This is a genomic window from Paraburkholderia sp. GAS199 (assembly GCF_050436585.1).
Classification (GTDB): Bacteria; Pseudomonadota; Gammaproteobacteria; order Burkholderiales; family Burkholderiaceae; genus Paraburkholderia.
On record NZ_JBNDMM010000011.1, the window covers coordinates 219462 to 246338 of the forward strand.

Annotated in this window: 22 protein-coding genes; 6 read left to right on the forward strand and 16 right to left on the reverse strand. The window is 63.4% G+C overall.

Going from position 1 to position 26877, the window contains the following annotated elements:
- Window positions 1–4: 4 nt before the first annotated feature.
- The 5 genes from P3T18_RS33180 to P3T18_RS33200 are packed head-to-tail and all read right to left on the reverse strand — an operon-like array spanning window position 5 to window position 6907.
- Window positions 5–1918 (reverse strand): (Fe-S)-binding protein, encoded by a 1914-nt coding sequence (locus P3T18_RS33180; protein WP_429304203.1) that lies wholly within the window; start codon window positions 1916–1918, stop codon window positions 5–7.
- A 2-nt stretch (window positions 1919–1920) separates the two neighbouring features.
- Window positions 1921–3984 carry an FAD-dependent oxidoreductase gene (locus P3T18_RS33185; protein ID WP_429304204.1) on the reverse strand — a complete coding sequence of 688 codons (2064 nt, stop codon included), beginning with the start codon at window positions 3982–3984 and terminating at the stop codon, window positions 1921–1923.
- 45 nt (window positions 3985–4029) lie between these two features.
- On the reverse strand, window positions 4030–4566 hold the full coding sequence (locus P3T18_RS33190) for a DUF5943 domain-containing protein (RefSeq protein ID WP_429304205.1): 537 nt from the start codon (window positions 4564–4566) through the stop codon (window positions 4030–4032).
- 45 nt (window positions 4567–4611) lie between these two features.
- Window positions 4612–5583 (reverse strand): dipeptidase, encoded by a 972-nt coding sequence (locus P3T18_RS33195; protein WP_429304206.1) that lies wholly within the window; start codon window positions 5581–5583, stop codon window positions 4612–4614.
- Window positions 5584–5632: 49 nt separating this feature from the next.
- Window positions 5633–6907 carry a serine hydroxymethyltransferase gene (locus P3T18_RS33200; RefSeq protein ID WP_429304207.1) on the reverse strand — a complete coding sequence of 425 codons (1275 nt, stop codon included), beginning with the start codon at window positions 6905–6907 and terminating at the stop codon, window positions 5633–5635.
- A 435-nt stretch (window positions 6908–7342) separates the two neighbouring features.
- Between P3T18_RS33200 and P3T18_RS33205 the strand changes: the two genes are divergently transcribed.
- On the forward strand, window positions 7343–8350 hold the full coding sequence (locus P3T18_RS33205; protein WP_429304208.1) for a GlxA family transcriptional regulator: 1008 nt from the start codon (window positions 7343–7345) through the stop codon (window positions 8348–8350).
- A gap of 76 nt (window positions 8351–8426) precedes the next feature.
- Here the strand turns inward: P3T18_RS33205 and fdhA are convergent, their stop codons facing one another.
- Complete coding sequence (gene fdhA / locus P3T18_RS33210; protein WP_429304209.1) at window positions 8427–9626, reverse strand: formaldehyde dehydrogenase, glutathione-independent; 1200 nt, start codon at window positions 9624–9626, stop codon at window positions 8427–8429.
- Window positions 9627–9880: 254 nt separating this feature from the next.
- Here fdhA and betI point away from each other — a divergent pair, with 254 nt between their 5' ends.
- Genes betI through betA form a run of 3 tightly spaced genes read left to right on the forward strand, consistent with a single transcriptional unit; the run spans window position 9881 to window position 13692 of the window.
- Window positions 9881–10465, forward strand: a complete 585-nt coding sequence (gene betI, locus P3T18_RS33215; RefSeq protein WP_429304210.1) for a transcriptional regulator BetI — start codon at window positions 9881–9883, stop codon at window positions 10463–10465.
- Window positions 10466–10513: 48 nt separating this feature from the next.
- Complete coding sequence (gene betB, locus P3T18_RS33220; RefSeq protein WP_429304211.1) at window positions 10514–11983, forward strand: betaine-aldehyde dehydrogenase; 1470 nt, start codon at window positions 10514–10516, stop codon at window positions 11981–11983.
- Between the two features lie 11 nt (window positions 11984–11994).
- Window positions 11995–13692 carry a choline dehydrogenase gene (betA, locus tag P3T18_RS33225; protein ID WP_429304212.1) on the forward strand — a complete coding sequence of 566 codons (1698 nt, stop codon included), beginning with the start codon at window positions 11995–11997 and terminating at the stop codon, window positions 13690–13692.
- 93 nt (window positions 13693–13785) lie between these two features.
- On the opposite strand, the gene P3T18_RS33230 is transcribed toward betA, so the two are convergent.
- The 7 genes from P3T18_RS33230 to P3T18_RS33260 all read right to left on the reverse strand — a co-directional run bounded on the left by P3T18_RS33230 (window position 13786) and on the right by P3T18_RS33260 (window position 22439).
- Window positions 13786–15204: an MFS transporter gene (locus P3T18_RS33230; RefSeq protein ID WP_429304213.1), complete on the reverse strand. Its 1419-nt coding sequence runs from the start codon at window positions 15202–15204 to the stop codon at window positions 13786–13788.
- A 170-nt stretch (window positions 15205–15374) separates the two neighbouring features.
- Window positions 15375–15638, reverse strand: a complete 264-nt coding sequence (locus P3T18_RS33235; protein ID WP_429304214.1) for a hypothetical protein — start codon at window positions 15636–15638, stop codon at window positions 15375–15377.
- Window positions 15639–15720: 82 nt separating this feature from the next.
- Window positions 15721–16377 (reverse strand): sarcosine oxidase subunit gamma, encoded by a 657-nt coding sequence (locus P3T18_RS33240; protein ID WP_429304215.1) that lies wholly within the window; start codon window positions 16375–16377, stop codon window positions 15721–15723.
- Window positions 16367–19369 (reverse strand): sarcosine oxidase subunit alpha family protein, encoded by a 3003-nt coding sequence (locus P3T18_RS33245; RefSeq protein WP_429304216.1) that lies wholly within the window; start codon window positions 19367–19369, stop codon window positions 16367–16369. The genes P3T18_RS33240 and P3T18_RS33245 overlap by 11 nt, the downstream gene beginning before the upstream one ends.
- Complete coding sequence (locus P3T18_RS33250) at window positions 19366–19680, reverse strand: sarcosine oxidase subunit delta (protein ID WP_429304217.1); 315 nt, start codon at window positions 19678–19680, stop codon at window positions 19366–19368. Before P3T18_RS33250 ends, P3T18_RS33245 begins: the two co-directional genes overlap by 4 nt.
- A 28-nt stretch (window positions 19681–19708) precedes the next feature.
- Window positions 19709–20953, reverse strand: a complete 1245-nt coding sequence (locus P3T18_RS33255) for a sarcosine oxidase subunit beta family protein (RefSeq protein ID WP_429304218.1) — start codon at window positions 20951–20953, stop codon at window positions 19709–19711.
- Between the two features lie 73 nt (window positions 20954–21026).
- A complete protein-coding gene (locus P3T18_RS33260) occupies window positions 21027–22439 on the reverse strand; it encodes an L-serine ammonia-lyase (protein ID WP_429304219.1) in 1413 nt (470 codons plus the stop codon).
- Between the two features lie 307 nt (window positions 22440–22746).
- On the opposite strand from P3T18_RS33260, the gene P3T18_RS33265 reads away from it, so the two are divergent.
- Window positions 22747–23829: a GlxA family transcriptional regulator gene (locus P3T18_RS33265; RefSeq protein WP_429304220.1), complete on the forward strand. Its 1083-nt coding sequence runs from the start codon at window positions 22747–22749 to the stop codon at window positions 23827–23829.
- 180 nt (window positions 23830–24009) lie between these two features.
- On the opposite strand, the gene P3T18_RS33270 is transcribed toward P3T18_RS33265, so the two are convergent.
- Complete coding sequence (locus P3T18_RS33270; RefSeq protein ID WP_429304221.1) at window positions 24010–24510, reverse strand: hypothetical protein; 501 nt, start codon at window positions 24508–24510, stop codon at window positions 24010–24012.
- 20 nt (window positions 24511–24530) lie between these two features.
- On the opposite strand from P3T18_RS33270, the gene P3T18_RS33275 reads away from it, so the two are divergent.
- A complete protein-coding gene (locus tag P3T18_RS33275) occupies window positions 24531–24815 on the forward strand; it encodes a hypothetical protein (protein WP_429304222.1) in 285 nt (94 codons plus the stop codon).
- Window positions 24816–24861: 46 nt separating this feature from the next.
- Here the strand turns inward: P3T18_RS33275 and P3T18_RS33280 are convergent, their stop codons facing one another.
- Together P3T18_RS33280 and P3T18_RS33285 are read right to left on the reverse strand one after the other, a co-directional pair.
- Complete coding sequence (locus P3T18_RS33280) at window positions 24862–25797, reverse strand: choline ABC transporter substrate-binding protein (protein WP_429304223.1); 936 nt, start codon at window positions 25795–25797, stop codon at window positions 24862–24864.
- Between the two features lie 67 nt (window positions 25798–25864).
- Window positions 25865–26872, reverse strand: coding sequence for a GlxA family transcriptional regulator (locus tag P3T18_RS33285; RefSeq protein WP_429304224.1), 1008 nt, complete (start codon window positions 26870–26872; stop codon window positions 25865–25867).
- Between the last annotated feature and the right edge of the window lie 5 nt (window positions 26873–26877).

Below are 26877 nucleotides of genomic sequence, written 5' to 3' on the forward strand. Positions count from 1 at the left end.
CGCGTTACTCCAGCGCAGCGGCGACCAGTTCGGCCACGTCGAGTACTTCCGGACGCGCGCCGACTACGCCTTCGAGCATGGCCGTGCAATTCGGGCAACCCACCGCCACGATCTCGGCGCCGATACTGCGGGCGTCGTCGATGCGGATATCGGGAATGCGCTTCTTGCCGGGAATATCGGTCAACGGCGCACCGCCGCCACCGCCGCAGCACCGTCCGCGCATACCGTTGCGCTCCATCTCCACGACCTTGATACCGATCGATTTCAACAGACGGCGCGGCGCTTCCGTCTCGCCGTTATAGCGGCCCAGATAGCACGGGTCGTGATAGGTGATCTTGCGGTCCGCGAAAGCCGCGACGGCTTTCGGCGCGAGCTTGCCGCCCGATACGAGTTCCTCGATCAGCGCCGTGTGATGCTGCACTTCGTAAAAGCCGCCCAGTGCGCGATATTCGTTGCGCAGGCTGTGCAAGACGTGCGGGTCGGCCGTGACGATCTTGCGGAACGAGTACTGCGAAAGCGTGCCGATCAGCTTGCCCGCGAGTTGCTGGAAAGTGGCTTCGTCGCCGAGACGCCGTGCCGTGTCGCCCGTATCGGTTTCGACGCCGCCCAGCACCGCGTAGTCGATTCCGGCGCGGTTGAGTACCTTGACCAGCGCGCGCAGCGTACGTTGATAGCGCATGTCGAACGCGCCTTCGCCGGCAATCAGCAGGACGTCGACCGGACGCCCCGGCTGCGCGACCTGCACCTGCAGATCGACGGCCCAGTCGTAACGCGCGCCGATGTCGTAGCCGTTCGCGCTGCCCGTCTCACGCAGATTCGCCAGCGTGATCGGACCTTTGCCCGGCACATTGCCTTCCACCAGTGTCTGGTTGCGCCTCATGTCGACGATCGCATCGACGTGCTCGATCAGCATCGGGCACTCCTGCACGCAGGCGCGGCAGGTGGTGCAGGACCAGAGCGTATCGGTCTCGATCAGGCTCGACACGAGCGGCTTGCCCGGCGCGCCACTATGTTTGCCGACCGGGATGCCCGGCGTGGGACTGCCTGCGTAGGCCGCGTCCGTGCCGCCCACCATGCCCGTCACCAGGTCCTGAATCAGTTTCTTCGGATTGAGCGGCTGACCGGCGGCGAACGCGGGACACGCCGCTTCACACTTGCCGCACTGCACGCAGGCGTCGAAACTCAGCAACTGGTTCCAGCGGAACTCCACCGGCTTGCCCACGCCATACTCTTTCGCATCGAGCAGCGGCACTTTCAGCGCCGTGGGCGGCACCACGTCGTTGTCGTTGCGCTCGGCAAAACGCTCCTGGCGCGGGTGAAACGCCAGATGCAGCAGACCCGCCATGGCGTGCTTCATCGGCCCGCCACGCGCGGCGCCGAACGTCATCGTGAAGGCACCGGCCGCGATCAGCAGCGCGACGATGATGGCCAGCGCGCCGGACATGGCCGCAGCGGGCAGCGCGATGAAGAGCGCCAGTCCGAGTGCGAACGAACCCAGCAGCAAGGGCAAATGATCCCAGGGGCCGCGCGAGAGCCGTGCCGGCACCGCTTTCGCGCCGTGCCGGCGGCGCCAGACGAACACCGCGCCCACCAGCATCACGAGTGCGGCGAGAAAGATCAGTTTGTCGAGCCACGGCGAGTAGATCGCGAGACCGTAGTTGACGAACACGAGCGCCATCGCGAGAATCGCGCCGCCGGCAGTGGCGACGTGCGTCTTCGCGATGTACGGGTCGCGTGCCACGACGTGATGCAGATCGACGAAATAGCGCTTGGGGATCGACAGCAGATTGATCCAGCCGTAGGCGCCCGCCGCCGTGGCGCGCCCTTCGCGCCAGTACGCCGCGCGTTTGGCGAGCGCGAACGCCAGACCGGCGACCGAGAGCCACAGCAGGACGGTGATGACAAACACGGGGCTCATCGTCAGAAATCCTTGCAAAGGCGCAGCGCGTCGTAAATCGCGCCGTGAATGTTGTGCATGGAAATGCAATCGCCGACGCGAAACAGCAGGAAGCGGCCGTTGCCCAGTTCTTCGCTCAAGGAAGGCTGCGGCTCCGAAGCGAACAGCTTGTGCACGTCCACCTGACCGCGATTGAGCGACTCCGGCTTGAGCTTCCAGTAGAGTTCGTCGTTCGGCGTGCTGCCGTTTTCGATCACCACCTGATCCACCGCGCGCTCTTCCTGCTCTTCGGTGTACTCGTTGCGGATCACGGCAATCTTCTTCCCGTCTTCCTCGTAGACCTTGTCGAGCCAGTAGTTCGGCGTATGAATCACGCCTTGCGCGTAGAGGCGGCGATAGAAAATCGGGAACGTGGTGCCGCCGACGTCGTCGGCCACTTTCACGTCCGGCGTCACGATCTCCACGTTCGAGCCGCGGCTCGACATGAAGTCGGCGACACCGGCACCCGCATGCGTGCTCACGCCGTCGTACACCAGCACGTTCTTGCCGGGCTCGACCTTGCCCGACAGCACGTCCCATGAACTGACCGCCAGCCCTTCGTCCACGCCCCACGCCGCCACCTGCGAGGTGAACGACGAGCCGCCCGTCGCCAGCACGACGATGTCCGGCTTCTCGGCCATGATGGCTTTTTCGTCGGCGGCGACACCGAGCCGTCGATCCACGCCGAGGCGCTTCGTTTCCATGTCGAACCAGCGCACGATGCCCGCCATCTGCTCGCGCTGCGGCGCCTTGGCCGCGAGCATGATCTGGCCGCCCACGTAGTCGTTCTTTTCGAACAGCACCACGTCGTGGCCACGCGATTTCGCCACGCGCGCCGCTTCGAGGCCAGCAGGACCGGCGCCGACCACCACCACCTTGCGTTTCGGTCCGCGCGTCTTCGCGATCACATGCGGCATGGTGGCTTCACGCGAGGTCGCGGCGTTCTGCACGCACAGCACGTCATGACCGTTGTATTGACGGTCGATACAGTAATTCGCGCCGACGCACTGCTTGATTTCGTCTTCGCGGCCGTCGCGGATCTTGATGACCATGTGCGGATCGGCGATCTGCGCGCGCGTCATCCCCACCAGATCAACCATGCCGCTCGCCAGCAGCCGTTCGGCCTGGCCGGCGTCGCGAATGCTCTGCGCGTGCATCACCGGCAGCTTCACCACCGACTTGATGCCGGCCGCGAGATGCACGAACGGCTCGGGCGGCAGCGCCATCGGCGGCATGCAGTTGGCGAGCGTGTTGTGCGTATCCGCGCCGGAACCGATCACGCCGAGGTAGTCGATGAGACCGGTTTCGCTCATCGCCTGAGCGATTTCTTTCAGTTGCTCGTGATCGAGACCGTCTTCGTGGAATTCGTCGCCGCACATGCGCAGGCCGACGCAGAAGTCCGCGCCCACGGCTTCGCGCACGGCTTTCAGCACTTCGGTGCCGAAACGCAGGCGGTTTTCGAGCGAGCCGCCCCATTCGTCGGTACGGAAGTTGGTGCGCGGACTCCAGAACTGATCGATCAGATGCTGGTGCGCGGCCGAGATTTCCACGCCGTCCATGCCCGCGTCTTTCACGCGTTTCGCCGCGGCCGCAAAGTCGGCGATGATGCGCCGAATCTCTTCCACTTCGATGATCTTCGCGTTGCCGCGGTGCACCGGTTCGCGCACACCGGAAGGCGACATCAGATGCGGCCAGTGCTCACCGTGAAATGCCGAACGGCGGCCCATGTGGGTGGCCTGAATCATGATCTTCGCGCCGTGCTGGTGCATCGCTTCGGCAAGCCGCGAGAGCGGGTCGATGATCTTGTCGGTGGACAGATTCACCGACTTCCACCAGCCTTGCGGGCTGTCGATCGACACCGGACTCGATCCGCCGCACACGGCCAGACCGACGCCGCCCTTCGCCTTCTCCTCGTAGTAACGGATATAACGATCGCCGGGCAAACCGCCCGGCTCCGCGTACACCTCCGCGTGCGCAGTGCTGACGATGCGATTGCGCAGAGTCAGCTTGTTCAGCGTGAGAGGCTTGAAAAGGTTCGGGTAACGCATCGCGATCGACCTCGGATTGATAGGCTGTGTGCGGTGTCAGGCGTGTCAGGCGGAAAGCGGCGACACTTCGAAGACGCAGTGGTCGTGCCCTTCGGCGGCGCAGCGCGCTTCTTTCGAATGCGACGGCGGACCTTTGCGCGCGCCGTCCGGCGCGGTGTCGTTGACCCAGTCCATTGCACCCGCGAACCAGCCGGCGAACATGTAGCAGAGCTTGCCTTCCTTGCCCGGTTGCGCGAGCACGAACGACGAGTTGTGCAATTCGATGCGCGCGTGCGAGGTCGCCGGATCGGATTCGGTGATGGTGAAGATGCCCCAGCCGCGTTGCGACAGACGGTTCAGGTAATGCTCGAATACCGCCATGCCGGCAATGCCGTGCTGCTTCGCTTCCTTGTCGCACCAGAAATAGGCGGACTTGTAGCCGGCCTTGTAGAGAATCTCTGCGTACGTGTCGAGGCCGAGCGCTTCTTCAACGGCCGTGTGATTGTTGGTGAAGAAGTGACGCGGCACGTACAGCATCGGTAGTGCGTCGGTGGTCCAGACGCCGGTTTTCGGATCGACGTCGATAGGCAGTTGAGGTTGCATGTGGAAACTCCGTTTTTTATAAGGGGATCGTGCGGGGCGGTGAAATCAGACGTTCCACACTTCGCCGAATACGCGGACCCAGTTCTCGCCCATGATCTTGCGGATGCGCGTTTCGCTCCAGCCGGCGCGCTCCATGGCGGCCGTCAGATTCGGAAACTCGCCGATGGTGCGAATGCCTTCCGGATTCACCACCTTGCCGAAATTCGTCAGCTGACGATAACGGCCCTTGTCGTGCGTGATCCAGTCGAAGAACTCGGTGCTGTAGCCTTGCGTGAAGTCCGTGCCGATCCCGACCTGGTCTTCGCCGATCAGATTCACGACGTACTCGATTGCTTCGATATAGTCTTCGACGGTGGCGTCCGCGCCGCGCTTGAGGAACGGCGCGAACATCGTCACGCCGACGAAACCGCCTGCGTCGGCGATCTCCTTGAGCTGTTCGTCGCTCTTGTTGCGCGGATGTTCTTTCAGTCCCGACGGGCAGCAATGCGAGTAGCACACGGGTTTGTTCGACGCCGCGATCGCTTCCGAGGAAGTCTTGCCGCCCACGTGCGAAAGATCGACCATGATGCCGACGCGATTCATTTCCTGAATCACTTCGCGGCCGTAGCCCGAGAGTCCGCCGTCGCGTTCATAGCAGCCCGTGCCCACCAGGTTCTGCGTGTTGTAGCAAAGCTGAACCACGTTCACGCCGAGATCCTTGAACGCTTCGATATAGCCGAGGTTGTCCTCGAAGGCATGCGCGTTCTGGAAACCGAAAATGATGCCGGTCTTATTCTCTTTCTTCGCGCGGAGAATGTCGTCCGTGGTGCGCACGAGCGTCAGGATCTCGCCGTACTCGCGAATCTGCTGCTTCATCTCGGCAATGTTGTCGACGGTCTTCTGAAAGCTCTCCCAGACCGAGACCGTGCAATTCACCGCGGTCACGCCGCCCTTGCGCATGTCTTCGAACACCGAGCGCTCGAATTTGGAAATGTTCAGACCGTCGATGATGATGCTGTTGTCGTGCAATGTGCTCATCGTTTGCTCCAGGCGTGCTATTCGCGTGTGTTGATGTGGTATGACGTGTTCAGTAAATGGGAAAGCGCTCGCATAGCGCGAAAATCTCGCGGCGCACGCGCTGTTCCGTCGCGGCGTCGCCTTCCGGGTGGTCGCGCAGCGCGTCGAGTACTTCCACGATCAGGCGGCCCACGTCGCGGAATTCGCTGATGCCGAAGCCGCGCGTCGTGCCTGCCGGCGTACCGAGACGAACGCCGGAGGTGACCGTCGGCTTCTCGGTGTCGAAGGGAATGCCATTCTTGTTGCAGGTGATGCCCGCGCGCTCCAGCGCCTGCTCGACCTGATTGCCCTTGAGGCCCTTCGGGCGCAGATCGACCAGCAGCAGATGGTTGTCCGTGCCGCCCGTGACGAGGTCCACGCCACCGGCCTTCAACACTTCGCCCAGCGCCTGCGCATTCGCGAGAACCGAGTCGATATAAGTCTTGAAACCGGGTTGCAGCGCCTCGCCGAACGCCACCGCCTTGCCGGCGATCACATGCATCAGCGGGCCGCCTTGCAGGCCCGGGAACACCGCCGAATTGATCTTTTTGGCGATCTCTTCGTCGTTGGTCAGCACGAAGCCGCCGCGCGGTCCGCGCAAGGTCTTGTGCGTGGTCGAGGTCACCACATGCGCATGCTCGACCGGATTCTGGTGACGGCCCGCCGCGATCACGCCGGCGATGTGCGCCATGTCCACCATCAGCTTTGCACCGACGCTATCGGCGATTGCACGCAGCCGCGCGAAGTCGAGCGCACGCGGATAGGCGGAGAAGCCGGCGATCAGCAGCGCCGGTTTGTGCTGCTGCGCGAGTTCCTCGATCTGCTCGTAATCGATCAGCATCGTGTCGCGATTCACACCGTATTGCACTGCGTTGAACCACTTGCCCGACAGCGCCGGCTTCGCGCCGTGCGTCAGGTGGCCGCCCGCGTCGAGCGACATGCCCAGCACCGTATCGCCCGGCTTGATGAGTGCCAGCATCACCGCGCCGTTGGCCTGCGCGCCGGAATGCGGCTGCACGTTGGCGAACTTCGCGTTGAAGAGTTGCTTGATGCGATCGAGCGCCAGCGTCTCGATCACGTCCACGTATTCGCAACCGCCGTAGTAACGCTTGCCGGGATAACCTTCGGCATATTTGTTGGTCAGCACCGAGCCTTGCGCTTCGAGCACCGCGCGCGACACGATGTTTTCCGACGCGATCAGCTCGACTTGCGACTGCTGACGCTCGAGTTCTTTCAGAATGGCGCCGCGCACTGCCGTATCGCGGGTCGCGAGCGGCTCTTCGAAGAAAGGATTCGGGTTCGACATGAAAGGTCCGTGAGTTCGGGAAACAGGCCGCTGATGAAACCAGAGGGCGGGCCACACGCGGCGTTCAGGGCCTGCCGCTACCGTCTGCATTGCGTTCTATTCTTGACGCTCGGCTCTCACGCCAATTTACGAATTCAGACGCGTTCTTTGCCTTTTCCGCCATGCACGTCCATTTTCGACAAGTCGCTCATCGAGGACCTGCTACGCACGGCCGTTCTATTGCTGCACTGCGGCTGAACGTCATGCGCCGAACAGGTGCGTCTCATGGTGGGCGCGGCGCGTTTCTGGTGCCGGTTGTTTAGCTATCCAAGCTGTTTTATCTGCAACCGAGGGTTTAGCCTGATGGCACGGTAGTTGCAATCCTCCTCAAAATTGCATGAGTCGTCGCCCCCCACGACGACGCGACATTACAGATTCGAAGGAATCATTCCTCACATGTCCACCGATCGCACTGCGGCGCTCTCGCACTTCGCGTTCATGCCGCTTCCGAACTTCACGATGATCGCTTTCACCAATGCGATCGAAGTTCTCCGCATGGCGAATTACCTGACAGGACAAACGCTTTACCGCTGGTCGATCGTGAGCCCCGAAGGCGGCCCGGTCACGGCAAGCAATGGACTTTCGGTCGACACGGGTCCGGTCGAATGCGTGGGTCAACCCGATATCGTGTTCGTGGTCGGCGGTATCGACGTGCAACGCGCCACGACGCCCAACCATCTTTCCGCGCTGCGCCGCTTTGCCCGCATGGGCAGCGTGCTCGGCAGCCTGTGCACCGGCACCTATGCGCTCGCGCGCGCCGGTTTGCTGGCGGGCTACGCTTGTGCGATTCACTGGGAGAACATGTCGGCGCTCAAGGAAGAGTTTCCCGACACGCGCTTTCTGAAAGAACTGTTCGTGATCGATCGCGATCGCGTCACCTGCACGGGCGGCGTCGCACCGCTCGACATGATGCTGAACCTGATTGCGCCGCGCGTCGGCACGGCACGGGTCACGCAGATCGCCGAGCAGTTCATCGTCGAACACGTGCGCGATACCAGCGCGCAACAGAAAATGCCGCTGGTGGCGCGGCTCGGTTCGGCCAACAAGTCGCTCTTCGAAGTGATCTCGCTGATGGAGAACAATATCGAAGAGCCTTTGTCACGCGAAGAACTCTCGCGGCTTGCCGGCATGTCGCAACGCCAGTTGCAGCGCCTCTTCCGCGAACATCTCGGCATGACGCCGACGCATTACTATCTGACCTTGCGTTTGCGCCGCGCGCGCGAACTGCTGCTGCAAACCGATATGTCGATCATGCACATCACCATGGCATGCGGTTTCCAGTCGGCGTGTCACTTCTCTAAAAGCTATCGCGACGCATTCGGCACGGCGCCCACCCGCGAACGCCGCAAGCAGGCGCCTTCGCTGGCCGCGCTTCATCCGGGTACACCGGTCATGGCCGCCTGACAGCAAAGCGGCGCGCCGGAATTCCGTGCGCGCCGCGTTCCTTGCCGGTAATCACCGCTACTTCAGTTCACCTCGCTCAAGCGGCTTTCAGCAAGCCGTGCGGATCGAGTACGAACTTCTTCGGCGCACCGCCATCGAACTGGCGATAGCCGTCCGGCGCTTCGTCGAGCGATACCACGGTGACGTTGACGATATCCGCGATCGGCAAGCGGTCCCACAGAATGGCCTGCATGAGGTTGTGGTTGTACTTCATGACCGGCGTCTGGCCCGTATGGAAGGAATGCGACTTGGCCCAGCCGAGGCCGAAACGGATGCTCAAACTGCCCTTGCGCGCAGCGGCGTCCACCGCGCCCGGATCATCGGTCACATAGAGGCCCGGAATACCGATCGCGCCCGCGGCCCGCGTGATTTCCATCAGCGAATTGAGCACCGTGGCGGGCGCTTCTTCCTGCGCGCCGCTGCTGCCGTGACCGTGTGCCTCGAAGCCGACGCAGTCCACCGCGCAATCCACTTCGGGCTTGCCGAGTATCTGCTCGATCTGCTCGCCGAGCGTCGCGTCTTTCGACAGATCGACCGTCTGGAAGCCCATCTTGCGCGCATGCGCGAGGCGCGCCTCGTTCATGTCGCCGACGATCGTGCACGCCGCGCCGAGCAGTCGTGCCGACGCTGCCGCCGCCATCCCGACCGGACCCGCACCCGCGATATACACCGTCGAACCCGGCTTGACGCCCGCCATCACCGCACCGTGGTAGCCGGTCGGCAAAATGTCGGACAAACAGGTCAGGTCGCGAATCTTCGACATGGCCTGCGCGTAGTCCGGGAATTTCAGCAGATTGAAGTCCGCGTACGGCACCAGCACGTATTCGGCCTGGCCGCCGATCCAGCCGCCCATATCCACGTACCCATATGCGCCGCCCGCGCGTGACGGATTCACGTTCAGGCACACGCCGGTGTGCTGCGACTTGCAGGTGGGGCAACGTCCGCAGGCTACGTTGAACGGCACCGACACCAGGTCGCCGATTTTCAGCGTCTCGACATCGCGGCCGATCTCGATCACCTCGCCGGTAATCTCGTGGCCGAGCACGAGACCGACTTCGGCCGTGGTGCGCCCGCGCACCATGTGCTGGTCGGAGCCGCAAATGTTCGTGCTGACCACTTTCAGAATTACGCCATGGCCGATGGCGCGGCCACGCGGATCGACCATCTTCGGATAGTCGATCGACTGCACTTCCACCTTGCCCTGGCCCAGATATACGACGCCGCGATTGCTGCTCATTGGCTTGTCTCCATGTCTTGTGAACGGCGCGCGGGGTTAGCCGTCGGACCAGAGGGGTCTCGCGGCCCTCGCGCACCGTTCAACGAGCGTAGCGCTCGCCGCAACGAAAGACCTGGTTCGAACGCGACGCCGGTTTGGCTGGAACCGACACGCCTGAAATCTCACGCACCAACCCACACACCCCGACCTTTTATTGATTGACCGTTCAATATAAAAAAACTACCATGAACCGGTTGATTCTTCCGCGACACGTCATGCCCAAACTCGGAATGCGCGAAATCCGCCGCGCCCAGCTGATCGACGCCACCTTGCTCACCATCGACCAGACCGGTCTCGCCGGCGCCACGCTCGCCTCGGTGGCGCAGCGCGCGAGCATTTCCACCGGCATCGTCAGTCACTATTTCGGCGACAAGGACGGTCTGCTCGAAGCCACCATGCGTCACGTGCTGCGCGATCTGTGGCAGGCCACCTCGCGGCGGCGGCGCGCAGCCAGAGCCGACCCGCGCTCGAAACTGCGCGCGGTGGTCGCGGCCAATTTCGACGCCGAACAGACCAGCGGTCCCGTCATGAAAACCTGGCTCGCGTTCTGGTCGGAAAGCATGCACAAGCCGCAGCTACGGCGCTTGCAATACGTGAATACGCGCCGCCTGAACTCCAATCTCTGCGCCGATTTCTCCAAGGCATTGCCGCGCCCTGCCGCACGACGCGCGGCAAGCGGCCTCGCCGCGCTGATCGACGGCCTGTGGCTGCGCGGCGCCTTGTCCGGCGAACCGTTCGACACCAAAGCGGCATTGCGCACCGCCAACGACTACATCGACATGCTGCTCGCCGGCGCGTAGCGCGCCCAACCGAGCCACCGAATCTCTCTTACCGCAAGGAGCCCGCTCATGCCGGCATTCGCAACGCAACGTCTCTACCTGCACGGCGCCTATGCCGACGCCACCGGCGGCGAAACTTTCGACACGCGCGACCCCGCCACCGGCGAATTGCTCGCCACGGTGCAGCAGGCTTCGTCGGCGGACGTGGACCGCGCCGTGCAATCGGCGCGTGAAGGTCAGCGCGAATGGGCCGCGCTCACCGCCATGCAGCGCTCACGAGTTTTGCGCCGCGCCGTCGATCTGCTGCGCGAGCGTAACGATGAACTCGCCGCACTGGAGACGCGCGACACCGGCAAGCCGATTGCCGAAACGCAGGCGGTGGATATCGTGACCGGTGCGGACGTGATCGAGTATTACGCGGGGCTCGCGACCGCCATCGAGGGACAGCAGATTCCGCTGCGGGCGTCGTCCTTCGTTTATACGCGGCGCGAGCCGCTCGGTGTCTGCGCGGGCATCGGGGCATGGAACTACCCGATTCAGATCGCCTGCTGGAAGTCGGCGCCCGCGCTCGCGGCGGGCAATGCGATGATCTTCAAGCCGAGCGAAATCACCCCGCTGTCCGCGCTGAAACTCGCGGAGATCTATACCGAGGCCGGCGTGCCGCCCGGTGTGTTCAACGTGGTGCAAGGCGACGGCCGCGTGGGCGCCCTGCTCGCCGCGCACCCCGGCATCGAGAAAATCTCCTTTACGGGCGGCGTGGAAACCGGCAAGAAAGTGATGTCGCTCGCGGGGGCATCGTCGCTGAAAGAAGTGACCATGGAACTCGGCGGCAAGTCGCCGCTGCTGGTTTTCGACGACGCCGACCTCGAACGCGCCGCCGACATCGCGATGAGCGCGAACTTCTTCAGCTCCGGCCAGGTATGTACCAACGGCACGCGCGTTTTCGTGCAACGTGCGGTGCTCGACCGATTCGAAGCGCTGATCCAGGAACGCGTGAAGCGCATTCGCGTGGGGGCGCCCAGCGATCCCCGCACGAACTTCGGTCCACTCGCGAGCGCGGCGCAATTGCAGAAAGTACTCGGCTACATCGAAAGCGGCGTTCAGGAAGGCGCACGCCTGCTCGCAGGCGGCAAACGTCTGAGCGAAGGCCATTTCGGTCAGGGGCAATATGTCGAGCCCACCGTTTTTACAGACTGCCGCGACGACATGCGTATCGTGCGCGAAGAAATCTTCGGACCTGTCATGAGTATTCTCGTTTTCGACGATGAAGACGAAGCCGTCGCGCGTGCCAATCACACGGCTTATGGTCTTGCGGCCGGTGTGGTCACCGAAAATCTTTCGCGCGCGCATCGCGTGATTCATCGACTCGAAGCGGGCATCTGCTGGATCAACACGTGGGGCGAGTCGCCGGCGGAAATGCCGGTGGGCGGCTACAAACAATCGGGCGTGGGCCGCGAAAACGGACTGACGACACTCGAACACTACACGCGCATCAAGTCCGTGCAGGTCGAGCTTGGACCCTATCAGCCTGTTTTCTGAAGGGAGCAAAAATGGCTACGAAGGAATACGACTACATCATCGTCGGCGCGGGTTCGGCGGGCAACGTGCTGGCGTCGCGCCTGAGCGAAGACGCGGACGTGAGCGTGCTGCTGCTCGAAGCGGGCGGCCCCGACTACCGTTTCGATTTCCGCACGCAGATGCCGGCGGCACTGGCGTATCCGCTGCAAGGGCGGCGCTATAACTGGGCATACGAAACCGATCCCGAGCCGCACATGAACAACCGCCGCATGGAATGCGGGCGCGGCAAGGGGCTGGGCGGTTCGTCGCTCATCAACGGCATGTGTTATATCCGCGGCAATGCGCTGGATTACGACAACTGGGCCGCGCGCGAAGGTCTGGAAAACTGGACCTACCTCGATTGCCTGCCCTACTTCCGCAAGGCGGAAACACGCGACGTGGGTGCCAATCCGTATCACGGCGGCGACGGTCCGGTGCATGTCACCACCAGCAAGCCCGGCAACAACCCGCTGTTCGCGGCAATGGTGGAAGCCGGCGTGCAGGCCGGCTTCCCACGCACCGACGACCTCAACGGCTATCAGCAGGAAGGCTTCGGCCCGATGGATCGCACGGTCACGCCGAACGGGCGGCGCGCGAGCACGGCGCGCGGCTATCTGGACCGCGCCAAAGCGCGCGCCAATCTGACTATTGTCACGCATGCGCTGAGCGATCGCGTGCTGTTCTCGGGCCAACGCGCAATCGGCGTGGCTTATCTGCACGACGGTGCGCAAAAAGTCGCGCATGCGCGGCGCGAAGTACTGGTCTGCAGCGGCGCGATCGCATCGCCGCAGTTATTGCAGCGCTCGGGCGTGGGCCGCCCGGACTGGCTGCGCGAACTCGGCATACCGCTCGTTCACGATCTGCCCGGCGTCGGCGAAAATCTGCAGGACCATCTGGAGATGTATATCCAGTACGAGTGCAAGGAGCCGGTGTCGTTATATCCGGCGCTGCAATGGTGGAATCAGCCGGGCATCGGACTCGAATGGATGATGAAGGGCACCGGTATCGGCGCGAGCAACCAGTTCGAAGCGGGCGGCTTCATCCGAACCCGCGACGACGATGTGTGGCCGAACATCCAGTATCACTTCCTGCCGGTGGCGATCAATTACAACGGCTCGAACGCGATCAGGATGCACGGCTTTCAGGCACATGTCGGCTCGATGCGCTCGCCGAGCCGTGGCCGCGTCAAGCTCGTGTCACGCGATCCGGCGGCGCACCCGAGCATTCTTTTCAACTACATGTCCGATCCGCTCGACTGGCGTGAATTCCGCGATGGCATCCGCATCACGCGCGAGATCATGCGGCAACCCGCGCTGGACCGTTATCGCGGACGCGAACTGAATCCGGGCGCCGAGCTTTCCACCGACGCGCAACTCGACGACTTCGTGCGCAACCGCGCCGAGACCGCGTTTCACCCGTCGTGCTCGTGCAAGATGGGTTACGACGACATGGCGGTGGTCGACAACGAAGGCCGCGTGCACGGTCTCACCGGATTGCGCGTGGTCGATGCGTCGATCATGCCGCAGATCACCACCGGCAATCTGAACGCGCCGACCATCATGCTCGCCGAAAAGATCGCCGACCGGATTCGCGGACGGCCGGCCCTGGCGCGCGTCGATACGCCCTACTTCGTGGCGAACGGCGTGGCGAAGGGCGTGGTGGCGAGCCAGCGCAAGAAGGCCATCGTCTAGATCGCGCCGAGCCAGACGCACCGTTCGAAAAAAAGCCGCGAAACATTCGCGGCTTTTCCATGGCTTAAAAAGCAGAACGACGCAAAAACGATCTCACTCCCGCGCCGGACTCAGCACGCCGTGTGCATCCGATTCCACCGCTTCGGACACGAGCGTTTCGAGCGCCAGTCCGCGCGTCTCGATCCCCATGATCCACACGGCCGCCGCGGCGATCACGAAACACATTGCGCCGAGCGAGAACACGCCACCCTGGCCGAACATCGGCAATACCACACCCACGACGTACGGTCCGATCAGCGAGCCCACGCGACCGATCGCCGAGGCGAACCCCGAACCGGTGGCACGCGCGCCCGTGCCGTACAACTCCGGCGTGTAGGTGTAGAGCACGGCCCACATCGCGAACAGGAAGAACTGCATGGCGAGACCCGCGCAGATCAGCAGCGTCGGTGTCTGCGCGTGCAGCGCGGTTTGTCCGTACACGTAGGCCATGACCGCACTGCCCGCCAGCGACGCGATGCAAGTCGGCTTGCGGCCCCAACGCTCCACCAGCCACGCCGCACAGAGAAAGCCCGGAATGCCGCCCAGCGAAATCAGCACGGTGTACAGCACGGATTTCGTCACCGCAAAGCCGGCCTGCTGCATCAGCGCGCCGAGCCATGACGTCAGGCCGTAAAAGCCGAGCAAGGCGAAGAACCACAAAGTCCACACCATGATGGTGCGGCGGCGGTACGCGGCGCTCCAGATTTCGGGGAACGCGCCGGCGCCTTTTGCCGCGGGCGGCTCGGTCAGCATGACCGGCGCGCGCAACTGGCTCAGTCCCGCGGCCTTCATCACCTTGACTTCGACTTCGGCGAGCACCTTGTCGGCGTCGGCGAGACGTCCGCGATGTTCGAGCCAGCGCGGCGATTCGGGCACGACGCGGCGCACGATCAGCACGAACACCGCGGGAATCGCCAGCAATGCGAACTCGGTGCGCCAGCCGAAAGTGGGCAGCACGAAGTACGACACCACGCCCGAGGCGATAAAACCGAGCGGCCAGAAGCCGTCCATCAGCGCAATCAGACGGCCGCGCGAAGCCGCTGGCACGAATTCGGACAACAGCGTCTGCGCAATCGGAAACTCCATGCCCATGCCGAAACCGAGCAGCACGCGATAGAAGATCAAGGCCTCGACGCTCTGCGCCGTCGAGCAGAGATACGAGGCAATGCCCCACAGCACCATGCTCCACTGGAACACCGGACGCCGTCCGAAGCGATCCGCCAGCAAGCCGGCGATGGCCGCGCCGATCACCATGCCGAAGAAACTCGCACTGGCGACCAGACCCGCTGTCGCGCTGGACAGATGAAACTCGCTTTTGATCGAGCCGAGCACGAAGGTCATCGTGCCCAGATCGACGGAATCGAAAAAGAACGCGACGGCGATGATGATGAAGATGGTGCGGTGATAACTGGAGAACGGCAGCCGTTCCAGGCGGGCGGCGGCGCTTGCGCGAGGCTGAAAAGCAGTAGACATGTCATCCCCTCGTTGATGCGGACAGGGCCGCGTGGATGTCGGACCCGGACGCGAGCGATCAGTCCGGCAACGTTTTCAGTAGACGCCGACATAAATCGCCCACATAGAAGAAATACGTCATCGGGATGGAATGGGCGCGCCGTCGCGGCACGCTCGCGCGGTGCGCGATATCAGGCGCGCCGGCGCGCACGCGCGGCGTTCGCAATGCGCGCGAGCGCTTCTTCGCTGAGGCGTTCGGCGATCTTCTGGACGTATTGATGATGGCGCGGTTGCAGCGCCGCGCCGAGCTGCTGCGCGAGGAGATAGCGGATCAGCGCAATGCGCCGATGCCGCAGGGCGATACTCTGGTCGAGCAAGGCAAGCGCGGCGTGCGCGTCGCCCTGCTGACAGGCGCGTTCGGTGAGACGCGCGATGGCGAGTCGGGTGGTGGTCATGTCGACGGGAAGCGCGGGCGGCCGTGCACAGAGTAATTCGCGCGAACCACGAACATCACGTTATGCACGTGCCGCCGCCACTTCACGACATCAACGGCTCGGCCGCGTCGAGCATGATCTTCACGAAGTAATCCGCGAAGCTGCGGCGCACGACGATATCGAAACTCTCCGCGCCGGTGGGAATCAGCGTCATCGAAGCCTTGAAGTAATGGCTCTGCGCGCATTGTCCCGGTCCGAACAGCTTCGGATGCAGATCGAGCGGACAGCCGCGCGTGAGCACTTCGCGTGCGCGCGTGCCGCTGATTTCGAGCACGGTGTAGCCGCTGCCGATATCCACCGCCGACGCAAACACGCCGGCAAACGCCGCGCCGAGTCGGCCCTGCAGCGGTGCGGTGCGCGAAGCGTCGTGCGATTGCGCGGAACGCACCAGCCATTCGTCGGGACCGAGCCACAGGACGTCATAGCCCTTGCCCTGCGCGATGGTGTTCGGCTTCTGCGGCAAGGCACACCCCAGCACGCTTTCGATTGCCTGCACGAAGGCGGCGTCGCGCGTGTCGCCACGCACGATCACGAGTTCCAGGAACGGCCGTTCGCCGAGCCGGAACGCGGCGTTCGCGCCGGCCTGATGTTTTTTCAGCAGCGCGTCCGCACCGACCAGCGGCGACTCCTGCCACACGCCCGTTTGCTTGCCGACCGCGCGATCCACCGCCGACACCGTGCCTCTCGTTTCATTCCACATGTTGACGCGCTCCTTCGCTGTCGTAGAACACCGAACTGGTGATCTTCGCTGCAATCTGTTTGCCGCTCGAGAGCGGGATCGTGACCGTTTCGCCCATCTTGTCGAGGCCGCCCTTCACCACGGCCATTGCAATCGAGCGCTTCAGGATAGGGCTGAAATAGCTGGACGTGACGTGTCCGAGCATCGTTGCCGTCTCGCCCTGGAACGGGCCGGCGACGATCTGCGAGCCTTCCGGAATCACGAACGAGGGATCGTCCGCCAGCAGACCGACCAGTTGCTTGCGGCCGGCCTTGGCGGTGTCCGAGCGCGTCAGCGAGCGCTTGCCGAGAAAGTCTTTCGACTTCGCCACGAGACCGCCCATGCCGAGATCGTACGGCGTCATGGAGCCGTCGGTATCCTGGCCGACGATGATGTAGCCCTTCTCCGCGCGCAGCACGTGCATGGTTTCCGTGCCGTACGGCGTGATGTCGTATTCGGCGCCCGCGGCCATGATCGCTTCCCACACCGCGCGGCCGACGTTCGCCGGCACGTTCACTTCATAGGCGAGTTCACCCGAGAAGCTGATGCGCATCACGCGTGAAGCCGCACCGGCCACGGTGCCTTCGCGATAGCTCATGAACGGGAACGCCGCGTTCGCGAAGTCGATGTCGTGACACACCTTCTGCAGTACCTTGCGGCTGTTCGGGCCGACTACCGCGAAGGTCGCCCAGTGATCCGTCACGGAGGCGAGGCGCACGCGCATGTCGGGCCATTCGGTTTGCAGCCAGCGTTCGAGCCACGTCAGCACGCGTGCCGCGCCGCCGGTGGTGGTGGTCATCATGTAATGCTGGTCGGCGAGACGCACGGTCACGCCGTCGTCGAAGATCATGCCGTTCTCGTCGAGCATCAGGCCATAGCGGCATTTTCCGACTTCGAGCTTGCTCCACGGATTCGTGTAGACCCAGTTCAGCAGCTTCGCCGAATCGGGACCCTGGATGTCGATTTTGCCGAGCGTCGAGGCGTCGAGGATGCCGACGCTCGTGCGCACCGCGAGCGATTCGCGCGCCACGGCGGCGTGCATGTCCTCGCCCGATTTGGCGAAATACCATGGACGTTTCCAGTTGCCGACGTCTTCGAAGGCGGCGCCGTTTTCCACGTGCCATTCGTGCACGGCCGTCTTGCGCACCGGATCGAGAAACTCGCCGAGTTCGCGGCCCGCAAAAGTGCCGAACGTGACCGGCGTGTAATTCGGGCGGAACGTGGTCGTGCCGGTTTCGGGAATCGTCTTGCCGAGCGCCTGCGCGAGAATCGCCATGCCGTTGATGTTGCCGAGCTTGCCCTGATCCGTGCCGAAACCCATCGCCGTATAGCGCTTGACGTGTTCGACGGATTCGAAGCCTTCACGCGCCGCCAGAAAGATATCCGCGGCCGAGACGTCGTTCTGGAAGTCGACGAACTGCTTCGGGCCGCGCGCGGCGAGTTCGCGTCCGCCGACGAGCCACAGCGGCTGCATTTTCGTTTCCGCGAGTTCCGCGACCTGCACCGGATTCGGCCGCGCGACGATATGGCCGGCGGCACGCGCCGCCTCGACACCTGCGTCGACCGCGAAACGAATGCCCTGGCCGAGCGTGAAGTCGCCCGCGCAGGCGCCGACGCTGGTTTCCGCCTGCATCGCCTTGCCCGGCACGAAGCAGGCCTTCTCGTCGTTCCAGTGCGCCTTGCCGCCCGATTGCGCGAACAGGTGCAGCACGGGACTCCAGCCGCCCGACATGGCGAGCAGATCGCACGGCAAATCGGCCTGTTTCGCGCCGACCTGTCCGTTCGAATACGACGCCACCTCGACCGACGCCACGCGCAATTTGCCGTGCGCAGCCGTGATCGCCGCGCCGCTCAGCACCTTGACGCCATGACGGCGTGCCAGCGCGGGCAAGCTGCCCTTCGACTCGCCGCCTCGCGGATCGACCACGGTGACCTGTGCGCCGGCCGCCTTGAGGTCGAGCGCGCATTGATAGCCGTCGTCGTTATTCGTGAACACGACCGCGTTGCGGCCCGGCAGCACCGCATAGCGATGCAGATAGGTCGACACCGCCGAGGCCAGCATCACGCCGGGCAGATCGTTGTTGCCGAACACGATCGGACGTTCGTGCGCGCCGGTGGCGAGAATCACGCGCTTCGCGCGGATCTTCCACATCAGTTCGCGCGTCCCCTTGCGCTGCGTGACCGGCAGATGCTCGGTGAGGCGCTGCGTCACGGTGACGAGATTGTGGTCCTGATAGCCGAAGGCCGTGCTGCGCGACAGAATCTTCACGTCGGGCATCTGGCGCAGTTCGTCCTCGATTTTCTGCACCCATTGCAAGGCCGGTTTGCCGTCGATGTCCGTGCGGCACGACAGCAACGAGCCGCCGAGTTCCGGCTGGTCGTCCACCAGCGTGACGCGCGCACCCGAGAGCGCCGCCGCGTGCGCGGCCGCGAGACCCGTGGGGCCGCCGCCCACCACCAGCACGTCGCAATGCGCAAAGCACTTGTCGTAGCGGTCCGCGTCGGTCTGCTCGGGCGCCTTGCCGAGACCGGCGGCGTCGCGAATCACCTCTTCGTACTTGGGCCAGAATTTGCGCGGCCACATGAAGGTCTTGTAGTAGAAGCCCGCCGGAATGAAACGCGCGATCTTCTGGTTCACCGCCATGCGATCCTTCTCGATGCTCGGCTTCGCGTTCACGCTGTTCGCAACGAGCCCCTGATACAACTCGATTTCCGTGGCACGCGCATTCGGCACCGTGTAAGCGCCGGTTTCGAGTTGCACCACGGCATTCGGTTCTTCCACGCCCGCCGTGACGATGCCGCGCGGACGGTGGTATTTCCAGCTGCGCGCCACGAAGTGCAGGCCGTTGGCGAGCAGCGCCGAGGCGAGCGTGTCGCCCTGATAACCCTGGTATTTGCGGCCGTTGAACGTGAATGTCAGCACGATCGCGCGATTGATGCGCCCGCCGCTGGGGAGTCGGTCTTTCTGGCTCATGATGCCTTGCCCTCTTGTGCCTTGCTCTCGTTACCATCCAATGCGAGTTGCGGACGATCGAACGTCTCGTAACCCTGAATCTCGTAGCTCACCGTGTCGCGTTGCGCCTTGAACCAGCGGCGGCAGCCCTGCGTGTGCAGCCATTGCTCGCGATGCACGCCGCGCGGGTTCTTGCGCATGAACAGGTAGTCGCCCCACTCTTTGTCGGTGAGTTTTTCGGTGTCGAGCGGACGCGCGATATCCGCTTCGCCGCCGCAGGAGAATTCGGTTTCGGCGCGTGGCCCGCACCATGGGCATTCGATCAGCAGCATGGGTGTCTCTCAGTACATTGACAGTGCATTAGTGGGCGACGGCGGCCGCGCCGTGTTCGTCGATCAGATGACCGGTATAGAAGCGGTCCAGCGAGAACGGCGCGTTCAGCGCATGCGGCTCGTCCTTCGCGATGGTGTGCGCGTAGGCCCAGCCCGAACCCGGCGTCGCCTTGAAGCCGCCCGTGCCCCAGCCGCAGTTGAAGTACAGGCCCTTCACGTCGGTCTTGCTGATGATCGGGCAGGCGTCCGGCGAGACGTCCACGATGCCGCCCCACTGACGGTTCATGCGCACGCGCGAGAACACCGGGAACATTTCGACGATGGCTTCGAGCGTGCCTTCGATGATCTGGAAACTGCCGCGCTGACCGAAGCCCGTGTATTGATCGACACCCGCGCCGATCACCAGGTCGCCCTTGTCGGACTGGCTGATGTACGCGTGCACCGCGTTCGACATCACGACCGTGTTGACCACCGGTTTGATCGGCTCGGACACGAGCGCCTGTAGCGGGTGGCTTTCCAGCGGCAGACGCACGCCAGCCATGTCGGCGAGCGTGGACGTATTGCCCGCCGCGACGATCGCCACTTTCTTCGCCTTGATGAATCCCTTCGTGGTGTCCACGCCGGTCACCTGGCTGCCGTCACGACGAATGCCCACCACCTGGCAGTTCTGCACGATGTCCACGCCGGCCTGGTCCGCGCCGCGCGCGAAGCCCCAGGCCACCGCGTCGTGGCGCGCCACGCCGCCGCGCCGCTGGATCGAGGCGCCCAGCACCGGATAACGGCTGTTCAGATTGATGGTCGGCTCGATCTCCTTGATCTGCGCGGGCGTGAGAAATTCCGCGTCGACGCCGTTCAGACGGTTCGCGTTCACGCGGCGCTCGGTGTCGCGCACGTCCTGCAAGGTGTGCGCGAGATTCATCACGCCGCGCTGGCTGAACATGACGTTGTAGTTCAGGTCCTGCGACAGACCTTCCCACAACTTCATCGCCTTCTCGTAGAGCGCGGCCGATTCGTCCCACAGATAGTTCGATCGCACGATCGTCGTATTGCGCGCCGTATTGCCGCCGCCGATCCAGCCTTTTTCCAGCACCGCGATATTGCGCACGCCGTGCTCTTTCGCGAGGTAATACGCGGTGGCGAGACCATGCCCACCGCCGCCGACGATCACGACGTCGTATTCACGTTTGGGCTCGGGACTTTTCCACTGTCGCTCCCAGTTCTCGTGATACGACATCCCGTTGCGCAGCAGGCTGAATATCGAATAGCGGCTCATCTTGGGTCCTTGTTGGTGCTTTTGCCGTACTGGCGGTACTGTTGCTTCGTAACTCGTGCGGCGCCTGGGCGCTTCAGCATTCGATGACGTTCACGGCGAGACCACCGCGCGACGTCTCCTTGTATTTCGTCTTCATGTCGGCACCGGTTTCGCGCATCGTCTTGATGACGTTGTCGAGCGACACGTAGTGCTGGCCGTCGCCCTTCATCGCCATGCGCGCGGCGTTCAGCGCCTTGATCGCGCCCATCGCGTTGCGTTCGATGCAGGGAATCTGCACGAGGCCGCCCACCGGATCGCAGGTCATGCCTAGGTTGTGTTCCATGCCGATTTCGGCGGCGTTCTCGACCTGCGTCGGCGTGCCGCCCATCACGGCGGCGAGCGCCGCGGCGGCCATCGAGCAGGCCACGCCCACCTCGCCCTGGCAGCCCACTTCGGCGCCCGAAATCGACGCCGTTTCCTTGTAGATGATGCCGATGGCCGCGGCCGTCAGCAGGAAGGTCACGATGCCTTCGTCGTTCGACGCATGCATGAACTTCACGTAGTAATGCAGCACGGCGGGGATCACGCCGGCCGCGCCGTTGGTCGGCGCCGTGACCACGCGCCCGCCCGCGGCGTTTTCCTCGTTCACGGCCATCGCGTAGAGATTGACCCAGTCGAGCATGGAGAGCGGATCGCGCAACGACTCTTCCGAACGCGCGCGCAACTGGCCGCACAGATCGGCCGCGCGCCGCTTCACGTGCATCGGGCCGGGCAACTCGCCGCGTACCTTGCAGCCGCGCTCCACGCAGGCGGACATCGCGCGCCAGATCGCCAGCAGGCCGTCGCGCACTTCCTGTTCGCTGCGCGACGCGCATTCGTTTTTCAGCGCCACCTCGGCGATCGACAGCCCGGTTTCGCGGCACACGCGCATCAGATCGTCGCCGGTGCGAAACGGATGCGGCACTTCGGCGCCCGCGCGCAAGCCGTTCACACGATCGCCCTCGCGGTTCACCACGAAGCCGCCGCCGATCGAGTAATACTCTTTCTCCACCAGCAACTGCGCGTTCTCGTCGAAGGCCTGAAAGCGCATGCCGTTCGGATGCACGAAGCTCGTGCCCGAGACACCGGCCGTACCCGGCGTGCCGGGCATCAGCTTGCGAAAGAAGCCGAGTTGCTCGCGCTCCTCGAATTGCACGGGATGCTTGCCGAGCAGCACCAGCTGCTTCGTTTCGCGAATCGCCCGCAGACGCGGCTCGATGATGTCCGGGTCGATCTGGTCCGGCAGATTGCCTTCGAGCCCGAGCAGCACCGCCTTGTCCGTGCCGTGACCCTTGCCGGTCGCGCCGAGCGAGCCGAACAGTTCCACCTTCACCCGGCGCACGAAACCGAGCAGATTGGCGTCTTCGATATGCGAAGCGAAGCGGCATGCGGCGATCATCGGCCCGACCGTATGCGAGCTCGAAGGACCGATACCGATCTTGAACAGATCGAAAACGCTGACGTTCATGACATGCCTTTTCTGTTGCGTGGCGCTAAATTGGCGGGGTTGCCGGTTCTGCTCTGAACTGGCTGCTATTGCACCGCACGTCAAATTGAACCGATAGAATAAAAACGGCATCACGCTGGGATAGTGGCGTCAAGCCGGCCGCCTGCAAAGCGCCGCGGCGGATTTCCGAAGACTTCTGACGCATTTCCGACAGGCACCGCCCTTACGGCTGGCGATGCTCGCCGCAGTGCTATGCTTGATTCAAGCCCTATCCGGCGTTAAGTTTTTTGCTTTTTGCGTCTGCTCATTCCTCCAAGCCATTGCGTGCATGAATCCCCCTGAACCGCTTCCCCTTCAATCGATCGACGGCACCCCGAAACAGCGCATCCGCTTCGGCATCATCCTGTTGCCGAACTTCACGCTGACCGCGTTCGCGGGTTTCGTCGACCTGCTGCGCCTGTCCGCCGACGAGGGCGACTTCAGCAAACCCGTGCGCTGCTCCTGGAGCGTCATAGGGGAAACCCTTGCTCCGGTGCGCGCCAGTTGCGGAATCCAGATCACGCCCTGGGAGACCTTCGAGAGCGCCGAACCGTTCGACTACGTGGTGGTGGTGGGCGGCCTGCTGCATGCCGGGCCGGCCACCAACGACGCCACGCTCGCCTTCATCCGGCGCGCCGCCGCCACCGATGCGACGCTCGTCGGCATGTGTACCGGCGTGTTTTCGCTGATGCGCGCGGGCGTGCTGGAAGGCCACCGGATCTGCGTGAGCTGGTTTCACTACTGGGATTTCATCGAGCGCTTTCCCACCGTCAACGAAGAAGCGCTGGTCGCCGACCGTCTGTTCGTGATCGACCGGCGGCGCATTACCTGCTCGGGCGGACGCGCATCGATCGACGTGGCCGCCGCGATCCTGCTGCGGCACTTCGAGACCGCCACGGTGCAGAAGGCGCTGCGCATCCTGCTGGTCGACGACATGCAGAAAGGCAACGCGCCGCAACCGCATCCGCCTGGCCTCGCGCCGGCCACGCATCCCAAGGTCAAGCGCGCGATCCTGCTGATGGAACAGCACGTGGGGCGTTCGCTGCCGCTCGACGAACTGGCGCGCAAGCTCGATCTGTCGCCGCGTCAACTGGAGCGGCTTTTCAAGGCCGAAACCGGCAAGGCGCCGCAGGCGTATGCCAAGCAGGTCCGCTTGCGCACGGCCGCGTGGCTGCTCACGAGTTCGGACAAAACGGTGGCGGATATCGCGTCGAGTTGCGGGTTTTCAGACGCATCGCATCTGGGACGCGAATTCCGCAAGCAGTTCGGCCTGCCGCCGATGATGTACCGCGAGCAGCGCGGCACGGCGGAAGAAGTGGAAGACAGCGGGAGTTACGACGAGACGTTTCCGGGGCGGGCGCAGGCGATTTGAGGGGGATGGAAGCTTGCGCTTCCGTGTTGCACTGGGTCCGTCAGGAATGACGGACACCCACGCGCGGCCGTAAAAGACAACCCAATAAAATGCCCGCCGCCGGCGATCCAACCATGGTGTCCGCGCGTCACAGCCTATGAGCGTCGCGGACACATGAAAAACCAGCGGCAAAACAAAAGCTCAGTGAGGGTTTTCGTAAAACCTGAATCGCTCACGGGCAAACTGCATGACGTCAGGCGGTCCGCCTAGAACACCTGTTCCCGTTTTCCACCCCCGATCGGCGTACATGAACCAGTTGCCCGAAATCGGCAAGACCGCATACTTTTCCGAGTAGACGCCGATCGCATCGGCAAGACTGTCGCCGGGATCCCTCATCAGTATGTCGAAAAAATCTTCGTCGCTATGCTGCGGACTGACGATGAATCCGGGATATTTTCCAAAATGCACGTGAAAATAGTCGAACGGATCGGGATCCAGCACGACCACCGCGAACTCGCCGTTCCCATCGAGCGCTGCAATGCTGCGAGTGAGGTCGAGAAAAACCTGCGTAGCGAGGTTAGAAGAGTCCCAATGCAACAGACTCCCGGCTGGGGCAGTTGCAATGCGGCTAGAACAATCACGGGCGCGCTGCCAAAGCGGCGCGAATATCTCCCGCTCGTGGATGTAATCAATATTGCGCATTAGTTGCCACAACGAAGCAAGTGGGCGAGCCCGGCTTTGCGCCGGTCGCCGACCATACAGCATTGCAATCGGCTGCGTTTGCGCCAAAGGCAATCGTCAGCAGCATGACCACGGCCAGCAACCGGCCTATCATGCCGGCCGCGGTCTTTTCAAATCTGTTTCCTGTCATCGTTATCCTTATTGGTTGTACTCAGGTAAAAGCCCAAGCACCCTATAAAGACCCCGACACAGGAAAAATCCGACAACTCCTAAAAGCCTTACTGCTTGCGTTTCAGTTGATGTGCATCAACCCCGCATCATCCTAAGAGCCCGTCGACAGGCGCGACGCAAACACGCGCCCCAACTTCCCCCCTACTTCCCCGCCACATAAGCCTTCACCGCCGGCAAGCCGTCCTTCCCATCGAACGTCTTCACGCCCGCGAGCCATTGATCCAGCACCGCCGGATTCGCCTTCAGCCACTCGCGCGCGGCCTTGTTCGGGTCGGTCTTGTTCATGATCGGCAGCATGACGTGATTCTCGATGTCGGTCGTGAAATGCAGGTTCGCCACCAGCTTCGCGACGTTCGGGCAGCGGGCCGAATAATCGTTGGGCGTCACGGTCAGCACCCTGGCTTCGCCGTAGTTCGGGCCGAATACGTCGTCGCCGCCGGACAGATAATCGATCTTCATCTGCACGTTCATCGGATGCGGTTCCCAGCCGAGAAACACGATCGGCTTTTTATCGCGGATCGCGCGGTTCACTTCGACCAGCATGCCCGCCTCGCTCGATTCCACCAGCTTGAACTTGCCGAGACCGTACTGATTGCCGTCGATCATCTTCTTGATCAACGCGTTGCCGTCGTTGCCCGGCTCGATCCCGTAGATCTTGCCGTCGAGCTTGTCGTAGTTCTTCGCGATGTCGGCGAATGTCCTGATGCCGGACTGGTACGCGTAATCCGGCACGGCCAGCGTGTATTTCGCGCCGGTCAGGTTCGGCGTGGCGAGCACGGTGAGCTGGCCGGCCTTTTTGAACGGGTCGATCATCGGGTCCATGGTGGGCGACCAGTAGCCGAGAAACACGTCGATCTGCTTGCTCTTCACACCCGCAAACGTGATCGGCACGGAGGCGATGGTTTTGGTCGGCTTGTAGCCGAGCCCTTCGAGCACGGTCGACGCCAGCCCGGTCGTCGCGGCGATATCGGTCCAGCCGACATCGGCGAACCGCACGTCGCGGCAGGTGGCGGGTTCAGCGGCAAACACGGACGACATCGACAGCGCGCACAACGACACGGCCCACGAACGTTTCATGGCGTTCCCTCGGAGTAGTGATGGTGATGGATTGGCGGTCGGCGCGGACGCTGTCCGCGACCGGCCGCTATGCCGACAGACGCCGCTCGATGCTCGGCGCGTGGCCGAACTGCGCCCGATACGCCTTGCTGAAATGACACGGCGAATGAAAACCGCAAACGGCGGTGACGCGCGCGATCGACGCGTCGGTGTTGCGCAGCAGTTCGCGCGCGCGGCGCAAACGCAGGGTGAGGTAGTAATGCGTGGGCGACACGCTGAGAAACATCTTGAACATGCGCTGCAAGTGCCGCTGTGACAGATGCACGAGCCGCGCGAGTTCGTCGAGCGACAAAGGCTCCTCGATGTTCGCCTCCATCAGCCGCACCACTTCGATCAACTCGGCGCGCGAGAAACCGACGCGCGCGTCGACGGGAATATGCTGGTAATCGGTCGAGCCGCGAATCCGCTCGACGATGAACTGCTCGGACACCTGCGCGGCCACCGGCGCGCCGAGGCGCATGCTCACGAGGTTCAGCATCAGGTCGAGCGGCGCGGTGCCGCCGGTGCAGGTCAGCCGGTCGCGGTCGATCACGAAGAGTTCGTCGGCGAAACGCACGTGCGGGTAGCTCTTGTGCAAGGGCGACATGTCTTCCCAGTGCACCGTGCAGCGATACCCGTCGAGCAGCCCGGCCGCGAGCAGCGCGTAGGGGCCCGTGCAGATGCCGCCGAGCGGAATGCCTCGCGCGGCCACGTCGCGCAGCAGCGCGATCACCGTATCGTCGACATAATCGCGCACGTGCCAGCCTGCGCAGACGATCAGCACGTCCGGCATGCCCACTTCGGCGAGCGTGGTGGTCGGCTTGACGGTGATGCCGTTGCTGGCACGCGCGGGCTCACCGTCCGTCGAGATCACCGACCACGTGTAGTGCTGCGCGCGCCCCACGTAGTTGGCCATGCGCAGCACTTCGACGGCGCTGGTGAAGGCGATCATCGAAAAGTTCGGCAAGGTCAGAAAGCCGACGTGCGCGAGGCCTGACAGCGGCGACGCCGGCGCTTCCGGGCGGGCCTCGATGGGCGTGATCGCGTCGCGCTTCATCGGCG